Source organism: Arthrobacter sp. P4_F11 (genome assembly GCF_056401395.1).
On record NZ_JBFUJK010000002.1, the window covers coordinates 304751 to 319596 of the forward strand.

At 63.3% G+C, this 14846-nt stretch carries 16 protein-coding genes; 9 read left to right on the forward strand and 7 right to left on the reverse strand.

Translation table 11 applies throughout. From position 1 onward, the window contains the following. Window positions 1-462: 462 nt before the first annotated feature. The gene (locus tag AC1DRO_RS04400; protein WP_476949963.1) at window positions 463-1623 is read left to right on the forward strand and encodes an alkaline phosphatase family protein; all 1161 of its coding nucleotides are present in this window, start codon (window positions 463-465) and stop codon (window positions 1621-1623) included. Between the two features lie 445 nt (window positions 1624-2068). Here the strand turns inward: AC1DRO_RS04400 and AC1DRO_RS04405 are convergent, their stop codons facing one another. The 3 genes from AC1DRO_RS04405 to AC1DRO_RS04415 all read right to left on the reverse strand — a co-directional run bounded on the left by AC1DRO_RS04405 (window position 2069) and on the right by AC1DRO_RS04415 (window position 4213). Beyond that, entirely contained in the window at window positions 2069-2608 is a 540-nt protein-coding gene (locus AC1DRO_RS04405) for a recombinase family protein (RefSeq protein WP_476949964.1), read from the reverse strand. Between the two features lie 232 nt (window positions 2609-2840). Beyond that, the gene (locus AC1DRO_RS04410; protein ID WP_476949965.1) at window positions 2841-3425 is read right to left on the reverse strand and encodes a recombinase family protein; all 585 of its coding nucleotides are present in this window, start codon (window positions 3423-3425) and stop codon (window positions 2841-2843) included. A gap of 287 nt (window positions 3426-3712) precedes the next feature. Beyond that, window positions 3713-4213: a hypothetical protein gene (locus AC1DRO_RS04415; protein ID WP_476949966.1), complete on the reverse strand. Its 501-nt coding sequence runs from the start codon at window positions 4211-4213 to the stop codon at window positions 3713-3715. 186 nt (window positions 4214-4399) lie between these two features. Here AC1DRO_RS04415 and AC1DRO_RS04420 point away from each other — a divergent pair, with 186 nt between their 5' ends. The 5 genes from AC1DRO_RS04420 to AC1DRO_RS04440 all read left to right on the forward strand — a co-directional run bounded on the left by AC1DRO_RS04420 (window position 4400) and on the right by AC1DRO_RS04440 (window position 7688). Beyond that, window positions 4400-4900: a hypothetical protein gene (locus tag AC1DRO_RS04420; RefSeq protein ID WP_476949967.1), complete on the forward strand. Its 501-nt coding sequence runs from the start codon at window positions 4400-4402 to the stop codon at window positions 4898-4900. Between the two features lie 86 nt (window positions 4901-4986). Continuing rightward, window positions 4987-5178: a YegP family protein gene (locus tag AC1DRO_RS04425; RefSeq protein WP_476949968.1), complete on the forward strand. Its 192-nt coding sequence runs from the start codon at window positions 4987-4989 to the stop codon at window positions 5176-5178. 408 nt (window positions 5179-5586) lie between these two features. Then, on the forward strand, window positions 5587-5859 hold the full coding sequence (locus AC1DRO_RS04430; RefSeq protein WP_476949969.1) for a hypothetical protein: 273 nt from the start codon (window positions 5587-5589) through the stop codon (window positions 5857-5859). A gap of 301 nt (window positions 5860-6160) precedes the next feature. Beyond that, window positions 6161-6559, forward strand: coding sequence for a helix-turn-helix domain-containing protein (locus AC1DRO_RS04435; protein WP_476949970.1), 399 nt, complete (start codon window positions 6161-6163; stop codon window positions 6557-6559). 76 nt (window positions 6560-6635) lie between these two features. Beyond that, the gene (locus AC1DRO_RS04440; RefSeq protein ID WP_476949971.1) at window positions 6636-7688 is read left to right on the forward strand and encodes a DUF3039 domain-containing protein; all 1053 of its coding nucleotides are present in this window, start codon (window positions 6636-6638) and stop codon (window positions 7686-7688) included. Between the two features lie 116 nt (window positions 7689-7804). On the opposite strand, the gene AC1DRO_RS04445 is transcribed toward AC1DRO_RS04440, so the two are convergent. After that, the gene (locus tag AC1DRO_RS04445; protein ID WP_409017299.1) at window positions 7805-8032 is read right to left on the reverse strand and encodes a DUF2188 domain-containing protein; all 228 of its coding nucleotides are present in this window, start codon (window positions 8030-8032) and stop codon (window positions 7805-7807) included. Between the two features lie 243 nt (window positions 8033-8275). Here AC1DRO_RS04445 and AC1DRO_RS04450 point away from each other — a divergent pair, with 243 nt between their 5' ends. Then, window positions 8276-8848, forward strand: a complete 573-nt coding sequence (locus AC1DRO_RS04450; protein ID WP_476949972.1) for a recombinase family protein — start codon at window positions 8276-8278, stop codon at window positions 8846-8848. Between the two features lie 735 nt (window positions 8849-9583). On the opposite strand, the gene AC1DRO_RS04455 is transcribed toward AC1DRO_RS04450, so the two are convergent. The 3 genes from AC1DRO_RS04455 to AC1DRO_RS04465 form a co-directional block, all read right to left on the reverse strand. Then, window positions 9584-9931, reverse strand: a complete 348-nt coding sequence (locus AC1DRO_RS04455) for a DUF3846 domain-containing protein (protein WP_476949973.1) — start codon at window positions 9929-9931, stop codon at window positions 9584-9586. A 63-nt stretch (window positions 9932-9994) separates the two neighbouring features. Beyond that, window positions 9995-10348 (reverse strand): DUF6221 family protein, encoded by a 354-nt coding sequence (locus AC1DRO_RS04460; RefSeq protein WP_043434264.1) that lies wholly within the window; start codon window positions 10346-10348, stop codon window positions 9995-9997. Window positions 10349-11297: 949 nt separating this feature from the next. Next, window positions 11298-12185 carry a response regulator gene (locus AC1DRO_RS04465; RefSeq protein ID WP_476949974.1) on the reverse strand — a complete coding sequence of 296 codons (888 nt, stop codon included), beginning with the start codon at window positions 12183-12185 and terminating at the stop codon, window positions 11298-11300. A gap of 360 nt (window positions 12186-12545) precedes the next feature. Between AC1DRO_RS04465 and AC1DRO_RS04470 the strand changes: the two genes are divergently transcribed. Both AC1DRO_RS04470 and AC1DRO_RS04475 read left to right on the forward strand, forming a co-directional pair. Next, window positions 12546-13232: a TM2 domain-containing protein gene (locus tag AC1DRO_RS04470; RefSeq protein ID WP_476949975.1), complete on the forward strand. Its 687-nt coding sequence runs from the start codon at window positions 12546-12548 to the stop codon at window positions 13230-13232. A gap of 92 nt (window positions 13233-13324) precedes the next feature. Then, window positions 13325-14833 carry a CYTH and CHAD domain-containing protein gene (locus AC1DRO_RS04475; protein ID WP_476949976.1) on the forward strand — a complete coding sequence of 503 codons (1509 nt, stop codon included), beginning with the start codon at window positions 13325-13327 and terminating at the stop codon, window positions 14831-14833. The last annotated feature ends 13 nt before the right edge of the window (window positions 14834-14846 follow it).

Below are 14846 nucleotides of genomic sequence, written 5' to 3' on the forward strand. Positions count from 1 at the left end.
AGCGGGCACATATGATCCAACGGACAGCAGCAAAAAGAATGAAAATGCTTGTGCTGTCCGAGCGCAGCGAGGCCCGTTTTGCCCTTGATGGGATCCGGGACGGCCTGGGGGTGATTCCCGGCGAGATCGTTCCGGATTCCTGGTCCTAGACGATATGAACCCGGGGTTCCAGTCCTACGTCAGCGAGCACCACAGTTCATATCGTCTAGGCCAGCGGGAGCTGAAGATGTCGTTCTGAACGGAGCCCACCGAGACGGGTTGGACGGTAGTCACATGCGTGACGTTCACGAACGAGAGTCGACCAGTCTTCTTCGACATCATTTACACCTATGCAACGTGGGCCCGCAGGGCTCCACAGGTATTACTCAGCGCGTACAGACAAAATGTTGATTCTAGCGTGGGCATCAAACGCCACTTGGTAATCGGTCCGCCGGGGGCTGGGCCAGAGAGAAGCCGGAACGGATGAGCCGAAATACCTTCAAAATTCTGGTGCTGGACAGCGCGGCGCGACCCGCGGCGCTGATTCTCGCTGCGACCCTCGCGGTCGCGGCCACGGCCTGTGAGCCCACCCCGCCAGGAGGCGGGCCATCGCCGGGGCAGGACAAGACAACGGCCGCCCCCGGAACTCCTGCGACAACCCCCTCTGCAGAACCCACACAGGCCCAGGGGAAGCCCGGCCACGTCTTCGTGATCAACCTGGAGAACCACGATTACAACGATGTCTGGGGTGCTGGTTCGGCGGCCCCTTACTTGTCGAAGACCCTGCGCGCCGAGGGTGTGCTGCTCTCCCGGTACTACGGGATAGACCACAATTCCCTCCCGGACTACCTGGCCCAGATTTCGGGGCAGGGCTCGAACGCCATGACGCGCGCCGATTGCCCGGTGTATGCCGGGTTCAAACAAACCGGAACATCCGAACTTAGCCAGGTGCAGGGTACCGGCTGTGTGTACCCGGCCTCGGTTCCGACACTTGCAGGCCAGCTCAGTTCCGCCGGCAAGACCTGGAAAGGCTACATGGAGGACATGGGCACTCCCTGCCAGCATCCCGAGCCCGGCTCTAAGGACGATCACCACAAGGCGAAGGAGGGCGACCAATACGCAACGCGCCACAACCCGTTCGTGTATTTTGAGGAAATAACATCGTCCCCGGACTGCCAGAAAAACGTGGTGGATTACACCCACTTCGCCGATGACCTGAAGTCCACGGACGCGACACCGAACCTTTCCTACATCACACCCAACCTGTGCAATGACGGGCACGACAGCCCCTGCGTCGACGGGAACCCGGGCGGTCTCGAAAGCGCCGACGGCTGGCTGCAGCAGCAGGTTCCGGTCATCCTCGACTCCCCGGCCTACAAAAAGGACGGGATGCTGGTGATCACCTTCGACGAAACCGAAGCCAAGACCCCCGGCCCGTCGGGCATCCCCGGGGGCACGGCCGGCGGCCGGGTCGGGGCGCTGGTGATCTCGCCGTTCACCAAGGGGGGCACGACGTCGGACAGGATGTACAACCACTACAGCCTGCTTGCCAGCATCGAGGACATCTTTTCAGTACCCCGGCTCGGCTACGCAGGCGCGCCGGGGCTGAACAGCTTCGGCCCGGACGTCTTCAACGCCCTGTAATCGCCCGTGGCACCGAATCTCCAAGCATCGCCGCTCCCCCGACCCGGGGCTCCCACACGGCAAGAAAAACCGCAGCTTCAGAACCTACTGTTGCGTTGTGGCACAGCAGCCCAGTCAGGGGCACGCCACAACGTCATTTCTCCCTCAGAATGACGAAGCGCACCCCAGAGACCGGCTCCACCTTCCTTAAAGATGGAGCCGGCCTGAGCCGCCCATGGAGAAACGCGCGCAGCGATGCCCCGCAGTTAGCGATCGACTTCGCTCAACGGCAGCACGGGCTCTCAATGAAGGTGCTGAATTGGGTCCGCACGTGCCAGCGAAGTAGAACGTTTGTCTCCCGGAGAGACCCACAAAAAGTTTCCCTCCGGCTCCAGCGAGGATTCGGCTGCTGACCTACTCACCGCCATGCCTGCTGTGCCAGATGTCTGCGCGTCGCCTATATGAGCTATCGGTAGACCGTGGCGCGGGAGACTCCGACCATCTTGCCGATGTCGGAGGCGTTGATTCCTTTGCCTTTGAGTTCTTTGGCCCTGTCGGCGGCAGCGTAGACGACTTTGCGTGGTCTGCCGCCGTGGCCGTTGTTGGCCGCGGCCGCGGCGAGTCCCGCCCTGGTGCGTTCGATCATCGTGTCGCGCTCCAGTTGTGCGAATGCGGCCATGATCGTGAGCATGGCGGTGCCCATGGGCCCGGTTGTGTCCAGTCCCTCAGTCAAGGACCGGAAACCTGCGCCCTGTTCTCTGATGTTCTCGATTACGTCCAGGACGTGCCGGGTGTTGCGTCCCAGACGGTCGAGCTTCCACACGGTGAGCACGTCGCGAGCTTCAAGCCGGTCCAGGGCCTTGGCCAGCTGAGGACGCTCCAGCGTGGATCCGCTGACTCCGTTGTCGGCAAAGGTCCGGTCCGCGCCGGCGGCCTGGAGTGCCGTGAGCTGCAGATCAAGGTTCTGTTCCGTGGTGGAGACCCTCGCGTACCCGATCACGGCCATGGCCGCCCTCACTATTCTCTTAATCCCGAACAATTCGCAGTTGTGCGACTACCTGTTGTTGGACGGCATTTCGAGACAGCCAGCAACGTGTCGTGTGACTGTTAACCGGGAATGGCGGTTTTTTCACAGCTCGGTTTGGCGGTTTTCGCAGTTGGCCTGGTGGATCTAATCGCTCCTTGGCGGCGTTCCGTGATCGCTTGGTCTCCCCTTCAGGGAGGATGATGCGATGCGGCTAGTCCTTGAGTGCTCGCGACCGTCTATAGAATGTTGCTCGGGACATTCCGAGATCGCGGGCAACCTGCGCAGCGGGGTCGCCGCCTTCAACCAGGCGGACAGCGCTTCTAATCTGACTGTCAGTAAGCCGACGGGGTCGGCCACCCAGGTCCTTTCCCGCTTCGCGCCGTTTGCTGATGGAATCGGTAACGCGTTCGCGCTTGATTTCGTGTTCCATCTGCGCGAGAGCGGCCATAATCGTGAACAACATCGAACCCATGGGTGTCGCAGTATCGACGTCGCCGCCGCCGCCGAGGTTCAGTACGCGCAGGCCCGCGCCTCTGCCGCGGAGTTCGTCGGCGAAGGCAAGCATGTTCTGTGTGGATCGTCCAAGCCGGTCCAGTGTCGTGATGACGAGGGTGTCGCCATCGATCAGCGCGTCGAGTGCCCGATCGAACTGGGGTCGTGATGCTCGCGCCCCGGACACACCGTGATCAACGTAGAGGTCATCGCGTCGGACGCCGGCGGCCATAAGATCCACCTGCTGCCGGTCGGTGGACTGTTGCCTCGTCGAAACACGTGCGTAGCCGATCAGTTTCGTCATGGGATGCTCCGACGTGTCTCGTAACTAACGGTGAATACACCGATTCAATCAGAAGCTTTCGATACATAGTTACGAGACTCGCCGGCCGTTCACGAACACGTTCGTTTCCACGAAAATTTAGTCCTACCGGTTGTCGCGGTCGTTCAGTCGATGAGACGCCTCATATCCCAAGGGTTACGAGACTGCCGGGTGCTCCAGCTGGGAACACCGAGGCTCCCGAAACCGGAGCCGTTTAGCGGCCCTTCCGCATATGAGCGTGGTTAGGCGGTCTGAGACTGGCCCGCGGGTTAGGCCGTTTCCGGTGCGGCATGGTGCGGCGGGAAAGAGGTCAGGGCCTCTTTGAATTGGTAGCGACCAAGCAAACCAATACCAAAAGAGACCCTGGCGGCCCTCGATGGTCTGGATGCTGCCGGGGTCATCCGCCCGGTTCTCGGGTCGAAGGAGGGCACGCCGGGGATGCGGAATCCGGGACGGGGCCGCAGCGGCATCCCGAGGCGTTCCTTGGCAGCGTTGGCGATGAAATCGAGACGGTCCTCGGCAAGCATCTGCAAGGTGGCGTCGTCCAGAGACGGGTTCCGGGCCGCGTTGAACCGGGCCATGGTGTCGTCCTGGTCGCCGGCGAGCTCCCGGAGAGTGTCCAATGCCGCGCCGGGGTTGGCGGCCAAATCTTCGCGGCACCAGCCGGCGTCCTCGTCTCCGTTGCCGCGGTTGCCCGCGAGGTGGATCAGCTCGTGAAGGCGCTCGGGCGCCGTGGCCGGGTTCTGGGCTTCCTGGCGAAGTGTCGTCATGGGCCTGATGTGTGCGGCCGGTCCCTCCGGGCTCATCACTGGTCTGCCGGCACGTACCTGCTGCTCTCCAGCAAGTACGTACTACGCTTGTCGGCCACGTGGGGCGGGCCTATGATGCGCGGACATCCGTCAGGGATTTTCCCGTGCCGTGGGGGGACTTTTTCGCAAGCCACCAAGGAGCACCCCATGAAACGCGCCCTCATACCCATCACCCTCCTGCTCGCCCTTTTCGCAGGATCTGGTCCGGCCGCCGCCGCGCCACCGATTCCAGAGGGCACGTCAACGGAAATACTCGACTGCCCTGGGTTCAAGGTCGAGGCCACGTTCTCGGGCTCTTACAAGTTCATACTTCAGCTCCATCACCTTCACGATTCGAAGCCCTACATGCTCTGGACCGAAACGGGGGTCGCTTCCACTGTCACTCTGACGGCCCTGACGTCGACACCGAAGACTGTCAGTTACTCAATCAACGGGAGCAGGAAGACGGCACTTCAGCTCGACCCCGTTGACTTGGTCTTTACGGCCACCGGAAGAAATCTGCTGGTGGTCCAGGCAAGTTACGGCATTCCGGGCATTTTCCTGTCAGTGGGCAAGGTGACGTGGACTCAGCTCGGTCCGGTGTATCCGAATGGTGGGCTCACCGGGCCGGGCCAAGTAACGGACGTCTGTGCGCTGCTGGCGCCTTAGTCGCGCTGTTACACTTCCCGGCCCGGGCCGCCGGTAGTGTGAGGCCCAGCGGCCGTCCGGCCCGATGATCCACCCGATACAAAGGAGTGCTCATCGCAGGCAAGTTTGAGGTCTACAAGGACAAGTCCGGCGGCTACCGGTTCCGGCTCAAGGCCGGCAACGGTGAAACGATCGCGTCTTCGGAAAGCTATAAGACCAAGGCCAGCGCGATGAACGGGGTCGAGTCCGTGAAGAAGAACGCCGGCTCCGAGGTCGTGGACCTCACCGAGGAGACCTGACCGGTCGACCCGCGGCCACGACGAAGCCCGGCCCTCCTGCTTTGGGGTAGCTGGCGTAACTGAGATGGAGAACCCGTTCCGCCCGACCCCCGGAGCCACCCACCGGAGGTCATCGGCCGCGCCGGGCTTCTGGACGAGTTCGACTACGACCTCAGCCTGGCTCCGGCTCTCCATCTTCAAGGGCGCGCGCGGAAAGGGCGTGCCGAAAGGTCATGCAGCCCGGTTTTTGGGTTGGGTGCGCATTTTAGTGGCACTTCGCATATGAGCGTGGTTAGGGCGGTCTGAGACCAGCGCCGCGGCGGAGGCCACCTGGAAAGCGAGCCCGCTCCCCTGCTCCGGGCACTGGAATCCTACCGCTGGCGCTAGAACTGGCCGTTGACCACGCCGGCGGGGTGCGTAGCGTGGTCCATGGGACTCATCTACGACGACCCGGACCTGGCGGCCCTCACGCTGACGCGGCTCGCCGCGGAAGAATCCGAAGGACCCGGCGCCCTGGAGAGGCGCATGCGTGACTATCTGGGCGAGCTGGAGCAACGCAACGGCACCGCCTACCTGGAGCTGGTGGCCATCACCCTCGCCCGGGTCCATTTCAAATCCCTGGACGATCTGGCCCGGGCCACCGGCGCAGACTCCGCAGCGCTACTGGACGCCGCCGAGATGGACGCGCTGGAGGCCTTGTAGGTTCTGGGCCCCCCGGTCGGGCGTGCCCAACGCGCTCACGAGCTCACGAGCTCAACTGCCTGGCCGCTCCGGCATAGGCGCATCCGAATTTATGTGGGGCACCCGTGCCCAGATTCATCTGAGCAGGGAAGATTTCCCTGCTCAGCATTTTTCCGCCGCTCATGAAAATGAAACGCAATGAAAAAGAATTCAGTTCTCGTCGACTTGACGTGCGACACGACGGCTGTGACACTTGTGACACCTAGAAATTATTTTCCTGGACCAGGAACGCAGTGCGTTCTCTTATGAAGGCGAACTCAACATGACTACCACTTTGTCCGCTTCCGTCGTGCCCGAAAATGAAATTGATGCGCTGAGCAGACTGCGGGCATCACTTCCGGATGGTTCGGAATTGGGCAAGGTCCTGGGAGCGATGAGCGATGGCTTACGTAGCGGTGTTGGCGTCACTGTCGCACGTGACGATGACCAGTTGACCCCCGCCCGGGCTGCAGCGATGCTGGGGATCAGCCGTACACACCTCTATAAGATTCTGGATGCCGGGCTGCTCCCCTTCCACATTGTGGGTGAGCGTGACCGCAGGATATTGATGGTCGATGTCCGCGAATACCTGACCCGCACGATGGCGTTCCGTGCGGCAGATGCGCAGTCCATCGCCAAGCGTCAGCAGCTTGAAGACGACCTGCTTGACTCGATGGAGTAGGTCGGCGGCCGGCGTTTCGATCTCCAGCTAAGCTGGGCGGATGCTGCTGGATAGACGAGTTACCCTGAGGTGTTTGGTGGAGGACCTTACTGCCGATTGGGATGATGCGAACCATCACCGTCACGCAAAGACTCTCCGTGCACTTCTCAGCAAATGTATCGCCGGCGAAGTTCCGGAATCCTCAGTAGCTGCCCAGCTCCGAAACATGCCACGCCTCAACGCCCTCGATCACCCGCTGGTCAGGCACTTCGACGCCTCTTTTGGCCGCGACCAGCGTTCGGAGTCGCGGGAAAGCATCTCCGGCCTTTCAGCACCGCATTGGTGGAAGCAGAAGACCTCCCGTTGGAGGGGTGCCGCTACAGACCATTCAGTCGTTGGCCCGAGCGCCGTTTGGCTGTGCGCCGCCGGAATCCGCCGCCAAGGCGACGCCGATGATTTTTACGCTGCCTTTATGCGTGACGTAACCCGCTCGGGTCCACATCCCTGGTTACCCTCAGCAGAAGATCTCCTGGCTGGAAAGGTCGACGACAAAATTCTGGCCTTGGATGCTTGGAAACTTCAGATACATTGCGGCGCCCTGGCACTGCTAGCCGAGGCAGTCCAGAGCCCCGGCGAGACGTCCACGCTGGAATTTCCAGCGCCATCCCGCGCTTCCTCGAAAGCCGCTATCGGGCAAATATCAATGAGTATCGAATCAGTGGACGTCGACGGCGTTGAGTTAGGGGAAGTCTTCCTCCTTGCCTCGATCCTCAACCGCAAGCAAATACAAGCAGTTGACCTTGCCGTTCAGATCGCTCGCGCGGCTCTGCAGAGCGACGCGGAAGTATGGCATTCGACGACTTACACAGACGACTCCTATGCATTTTCAGCTCTGATCGACCCCATCGCCCGGGCACATTCAGAGGAACTCGCCCGCTCAGGAAACCTTCCCGCGGAATCGGTTCCGGGGGGCCTCCGCATTGGCCTCCGCGCCCACTACGCCCGGAAACATGGGCTGGTTGACGCCCAGGTTGAAGGATCATCGGTTCTCAGTCTCTGTGGCTACTGGTTCGTACCCACGGTCGATCACACGGATCTCGAGACCTGCAGCGAATGCTCCCAACGGCATGACCAGATGGGTGTGGTCTAACCTCATCGCGGCACTGCCGCCCGGGCTCAGTCGGCTTCCAGGACGGCAGGGGAACAATGCTAATCCTGTGCAGACGAGGTGGCCCGCCCATGAGCGGGCCACCTCAAAATCAGCGGCTACTTGTCCTTGGGAGGATTCGGGTCGTTGCCGTAGGAGTTCTTCTCGCCAATGGTCCCGTCGAGCTTCTTGATCGTGTGCTCTACCGCATCCCGCTTGGCAGCGTCTCTGCCCGCGGCCTGCTGTTCGGCCTTTGTGCCACCTGCGGAGAATGCTTTATCCCTACCAACCCTGCGGCTCTTCCACTGCCCGTCTTCGTTGTAGGTTTCAATTCCTGTCTTTGCCATTAGCGCTCCCCTATCCAGCCCCAGGCCGATCCCGGCGTTGAGCGTTAACGTACAGCGCAGGCTTGTGGTTACAGGCAACGGCATGGCGTGTCCCAGTTCCTTGGAACTGGGACACCCTTGACGGGACACTCCCTCACAGATCTGGATCCGCAGCAGACCGCGCAATCCGAGCGTCCCGGATGTTGTTCCAAAACTCCCGACTCATTCGCCCGTCACAGGGATAACTTTCGGTACGGTTTAGGCATGGAAATTGGTTACGCCCGCGTGTCAACGGTGAAGCAGGACCTCACCCGGCAGCTGGACGCCTTAACGTCCGCTGGCATCGAGACGGTCTTCTCGGATAAGAAGTCCGGGGCCACCACGGACCGCGTGGGACTCCAGGACGCTTTGCGTCATGCCAGGGCCGGTGACGTGCTTGTGGTCCACACCCTCGACCGGCTGGGACGGACCGTGCGCGACACACTGAATCTGGTCCACGAACTAAAGGAACGCGGCGTTGGCGTTCGAACGCTGGCTGACCCCCTGCCTATCGACACATCCAACCCTGACAATCCCATGGCGCAGCTGGCGGTGGTCATGCTGGCACTCTTCGCGGAAATGGAACGTACTTATGCGGCCGAACGCGCCTCGCATGCCAGGGCGGTAGCCTCGGCCAACGGGCGGCGTACGGGACGGCCTTCCGTGATCGACGCGGACAAGCTGGAACACGCGGTTCTGCTGCGGGACAAAGGCTTGTCCATGAAGGAGATCACCGCCAAGACGGGGCTGAAACGTACCACCCTGTATCGGCACCTTCGCTGGTTGTGGCATTGCTGATGTTTATTGGGCAGTTGACCGCGGCGGGGATTCTTCTGGTTCTTGCCGGCATCACTTGGCTGACGGCGTGCATCATCCGGGGAATTGCACGATCATTCAGCAGACCCGGACCTCGATGAGAATGGCCCGCCCAGTCCGCCCTTCGTTCGCTCGTGGCCGCCGAGCCAGGCGGCTCCCAAGTCGACTTAGTTAGGTGACGACGACACGCGCGCGAAGCACGCAATAGTCTCGCCGACGATGACGTAGGCCTACGCTGTGAGGTCGGGAAGGCGAGGTGAAGCGCCAGGGAAAGTCGGGTCGGGAGACCCCGGCCCCGGCACAGGGGATGTCGGATCCGGAGAGTCGGGCAACGGTCCGGTGCTTCTGAGGCTTCCCATCGCCTTGCATTTTTCAGCCTAAACGCCCAATCAATAGTCAGCTGCTGGCCCAGATGCCAGAGTGGTCCGGCGACCGCAGGAAATCCTAGGACGAAGCCCGCTGCGCCGCCCAAGCTCGCGGCCTACCGGGGAAAGCAATGACTGGGCGGGCCACAAGGACTGCGCGTGGGAGCGTGAGCAGGCCCTCGGGGTGTGGATCCATACCAGCGTCCCGGGTGATCCGGATGCCGTGAAGGTCAGGCTCCTGGACGACGCGGTTCCGGGTGACGGGCGGGGAGGACCCGGGGCCGCCCCGCCGCGGTGACCGAAAACGTAGCCCTTCTTGGCGCCAGGCGGGCGAGGAACATTTGCCGGACCGCTACGCGGCGAGTCCGCCGTAGAGGTCTTCGGCCCGTTTGACCAGGTGGCCGGGCGCGTCGGCTGGCTCGCCGTGGCTGCCGCGTCCGAGGAAGACGACAGTACCCCGGGCCGCATCGGCAAGGTCCAGGCCGCAGTCGCGCATCAGCTCCGCGGCGCGCAGGTTCGGCGGAAGGCTGGCGATCACCCCGTCGGCATTGAGGCAGACATCCCAGTCGCCCCGGGTTACGGTTTCAATCTCCCCGCCGACCAGATCCTCCAGGGCCCTCCGGCCAACGACAATGTTCTGGACCCGGACAGGTTCGCTGGTCCTGACCGGAACTATCAGTGCTGTGCAGATGGTTCTCATTTTCAATCCCGTTGTTAATAACAATGGTGCGTTTCGCGCTGTTCCTGCCGAAGTGGACCGGCATCAGAGCTGTGCGCTGCGTGTGCTCATCCGTTGTGTATCCGTCTGGGGCGCTTCGTCCAGCCCGTCCACCCGCCAGCCCTCCTGGTAGTCCGGATGATGGCTGTAGACCGATGCGAGGCACATGAGCACATACCCGCTGGTTCCGCCTGTTTGTGATGAAATGTCAGTCACGAGCGGGACGTTGTCCAGAATCTTCCGTTTTGCCGCGCACTCCGACAGGACGCGCCCGGCCGACAGGGGCCATCCCGGGGACCCTGCCGTGTCGTCGGTTCCCGGCGTGTCCGGGGCCGTTGCGCGGGCGGCGGATTCGTCCTCGGCGATCCGTGCCTTCAGGAAACCAATGACGTCCGCCATGGCCCTTGTCCTTTCGACCCCAAAGTGTTCTCGTGGCAATAGCTATGGTGTGGCCGCTGCCGGTCCTGGAAGACAGTCCCCCGGGCCGTCAGAATCGGGGGCGGCCCTCCCAGCAGATGCTTCGGGGGCTTCTGCGCCGCCAACGTCCCGTGGCCCGCGGGTTTCCGCCAATAATTACGGCGGCCCGCGCACGGCGCCGACGAAGTCGATGAGTGCCTGGTTCGTGCCGGGGACGATTTCCGGGAGCATGCCGCGCCGGCGCCGTGTTCCTGACACACTCCCCAGTGAATTCGTCTGCGACCACCACACCGCACGCGCATGGACCTTTACAGGTCTTCGAACATGAGACTGTCCTTTGTTCGAACGGAATAATAGCCGGATGTTAGGCCCGGGCCCTTAGCACTGCCAGAGTCAATCGACCCGGCAACAGGCCACCGAAAGAACAGGTCCAGGCACCAACCGCGCCCGGCGATGCGGATCTCCCTGGTTCTCCCGCAGGTCGATTCTTCTCATCGGTGCGGGGCTCCAGCCCTTTTAGTGTGTTTGGCTGCGGAAAATGGCACATCCAGGACGCTGCCCCACGAACCCACCGCCGTGAGCATCCCGTTCCATCCACCGTGTCAAAGAGGGGAACTTACTCCGGGACAACTGGTCGGGGATTGCCTCGTCACGACGGCATGACACGGCTGCCGGTCTGGGCCGAGACCAAAGGCCCGCTGGCCGGCTCATCCGTTCTCCCTTCAGCGCTACGAACTCAACGACATCGTCAACGCGGTCAGGAAGCGCGCCGAGCTCCTCGGCCAGTCTCCACATCGCCGCATGCTCTCAGGCTCCCGTAAACAGCTGCCGTAAAAGATCCTGTGCGCCCGGGTCGACGACCGGCGCCAAGACCTGACGCCCGGCTGGGTCTTCCGGGATGCGGCACCCCGTGTTGCCAGGGCCATAGCGGCTACGCCCGGCTGAGCCGTGGGCGGCGGCCCATCGGGCCGGTCCAGGTTGCGGCAAGTGCCTCGGCAAGCCGGCGGGCGTCCTCTGCCCGTTCGGCGTCCGTGGGCGGGACGGTGCGGGTCTCGCTGGTGCAGTTCAGCAGCGCCGCCGTGACCTCCGCGACCCGGTCCGGGAACAGGCTGAGCCGGTAGCTGCCATAGCCGGAGTCCTCGACGTGATCCAGCGCCCCAACGATCAACACGGCGACCTGTGTCCTGCGCCCCATGCCGAGTTTCGTCAGCAGGGCCGAGACCATGTTCTTTATCGTCTTTTCTGAGAGCCCCATCTCCTGGCTGATCTGACGGTTGGTCAGCCCTCGGCCCAGACGGACGGCGACATTCATTTCCTGTCTCGTGAGGTTAAGGAGCCGCTCATCCGGGGTACTGAGTCTGGGGCGGGGAACCTCGCCGAGGAGCGCCGGCTGGAACCGGGCGCTGTAAGCGGTGTGCCCGGCCAGTGCGCGGCGGATGAGCCGTAGCTGTTCGCTGCTGTCATCCTGTTTGGACAGGCACCCCCACGCGCCGGCCAGGATGGAGTCGATCAGCACCTTTTCGTCGGCGTCCCCGGTCAGGAGAACACACCGGGTAGCAAGACCGGCCGCGGCGACGGCCCGGCATACCTCCGCACCGGACCCGTCGGGGAGATCATCGTCAATGACGGCCAGCTCCGGGCAAAGATCGGGGATCCTCCGGATAGCTTCGCGCGCGGACGCTGATTCCCCGACGATACTGAAACCTTCGGATTCCAATACGTGGCGCAGGCCCCGCCTGACGACCTCGTGGTCATCCAGCAAGTACACGCCCCGGCCGGCCCACGGGTGCTGCGGGGGGACTTCCGGATCTGCCATCATTGCTGCTCCGTTCCTTCGCCTTTGAGACCCAGAAGGCGTTGGTACTGGAGGTTTGAGTCCGGCTCCGCAGCCGCGAAGCCGAAACCCACCGCCCCACCCGGTGTCCCAGTCTCCGCGCGTTCCTGCCCGCTGACCTGAGGATCCCCACGGTAGACCAATCAACACCCGGACAAAAGCGCCCACACCCGGAAGCCGGGATCTCCACGCCCGGGTCCCGCAGCCGGGTCCTCCCTTCCGGCGGCCAATGGTGGCGTGCTTCTAACCCCGGTTCCCCTTCCTCGTTCCGCGGACCGGTGCATGTCGCAAGCGCACACCGGATGCCTGTGGACATCCGGACGTGGCTGTTCCAGAATCGGGAATGTGCCCAGGACCGAGCAGTACGGGCTTGTCTTCGACGGTGAACTGCCGCCGATGCGTTCCCTGCGCACGGCGTGGCTGCTGGCATTGTTCCTGGGCTTCAGCGGCGCGGACAGGTTCTACCTCCACAAGCCGGGTACCGGCACCCTGAAGCTGCTGACGCTGGGCGGCGCCGGCATCTGGTGGCTCATTGACCTATTCCGGATCACCAATGAGTACGCCGCCGACGGGGCATCCATGCCGTTGGCCGGGACCAACTCCCTGCGACGCGGCCTGCGCCTGGCCTCGACTGYCCTGGTCGTCACCCTCGCCGGTGCGGTGGTCTGCGTCAGCGCCGCCCCCGTCACCGGGACTGTCACCGCCACAGTTGCCGCGATAAACGCAGTGCTGCATCCGGCCCCGCCGCCCCCGGTGAAAGAATGGGYCACCGTCGCGGAGGCCTCCGGCACGAAACCCCCGGGCCCACTCGTAACCMTCACCGGCAGGCTYCACATCGAGTACACCTTCACCGGGGCCGCCATTGCCTATCTCCARCCCGTGAATGGACCGGCCCTCACCGTGTTGTCCCTGGCCAAGGCCGGCGCCGGGGCGATCGGCATCAGCCTGGCTCCGGGGACATACGCGCTGATAGTCAGCACAACCGGAGCCGTCTGGCACCTCACGGTCCAGGAATACCGGCTCCCCGGGTAGCGTCACGGTACGTGCCGTCCTGTACGGCAACGGCCAGGCGACCACCGGCTTTGGTACTGCCTTACCAGGGGCGCCGGACGTACACTTCCGGTATGGCCGCGAGACGTGTCGTTGAGATCGAACGGAAATTTGATGTCGAGGAAGAGACCCTCCTTCCTTCGCTGCAGGATTTGCCCGGTGTTGCCCGGATAGACCAGCCCGTGGAACACCGGCTGGAGGCCGAGTACTTCGACACCAAAGACCTGCGCCTGGCCTCCGCAGCGATCACCCTGCACCGCGGGAGCGGCGGTGAAGACGGCGGATGGCACCTGAAACTGCCCAAGGGACCGGACGACCGGACGGAATTCCGCGAACTCCTTGGAGAGCAGGCCGACGGCGTCCCCGAAACCCTCCTCCGGCTGGTCCGCGCGCACACCAGGGGGGACGCCCTGGTCCCGGTGGCACGGCTGATGACTACGCGCACCGTATACCGGCTCAGGAACAAAAAGGACGCCGTTCTCGCAGACATCAGCGATGACCGGGTCCAGGCTGAGGTACTGGCCCCCACCCATGGCACACGGCACTGGAGGGAATGGGAAATAGAAATCACCGCGGCCCCCCGGACCCTGCTCGAGGCCGGACAGGACCGGCTCGCCAGCGCCGGAGCCAGTCCGTCCACCCATGATTCAAAACTCGCCCGCGCCCTGAACCGGGACCCGGCACCCGGGCCGCTGCCGGTGCCGAAGCGGAAAGGACCCGCCGGCGATGTCATGCTCGCCTACCTCAGGGACCAGGTGAAAGAGCTCAAGCAACAGGACCCGATGGTGCGCCAGGACGCCCACGATGCGGTCCACAAAATGAGGGTAGCCACCAGACGCATGCGTTCAGTGCTGGCCACCTACCGGAAACTGCTGGACGACGCCGAGACGGTGAAAACCCTGCGCAACGAACTAAAGTGGCTCGCCGGCCTGCTCGGTGAGGCCCGCGACGCCGAGGTCATGCACGCACGCCTGAAGGAGATGGTTGGCCAGGAACCCAGCGAGCTGGTCATGGGACCGGTCACCCGCCGGGTTGATCTTGAACTCGGCGGGGCCTACCAAAAAGCCCATGAGAAGGCACTGAAAGCATTGGACGGAAAGCGCTACTTCCGGCTGCTCGATTCCCTCGATGCCCTCATCACCGCACCGCACCTCTCCGCGCTGGCCTCCGAACCGGCGCACAAGGTCATCCCCGGCATGGTCCAACGCGACGTCAAACGACTGCGCACCGCGGTCAAGGAAACCAAGCGGCATCCTGCCGGCACCGGTGACCATCCGGCCCTGCACGAGGCACGGAAAGACGGAAAACGCCTGCGGTACGCAGCCGAAGCAGCCGCCCCCGTCAACCCCAAGCAGGCCGCCCGCCTCGCCGACGCCGCCCACGGCGTCCAGAAAATTCTCGGTGACCACCAGGACAGCGTCGTCACCCGCCAGCTTCTGCGCAGGCTCGGCGCCGAGGCCTTCACCCTGGGCGAGAACGGATTCAGCTACGGACGGCTGCACGCGTTGGAACAAACCGTTGCACTCGAAGCCGAGGCACAATTCCACCGCGACTGGAAGAAATTCCCGGCCACCCCGCTCTGAGCAGACCCTGCAT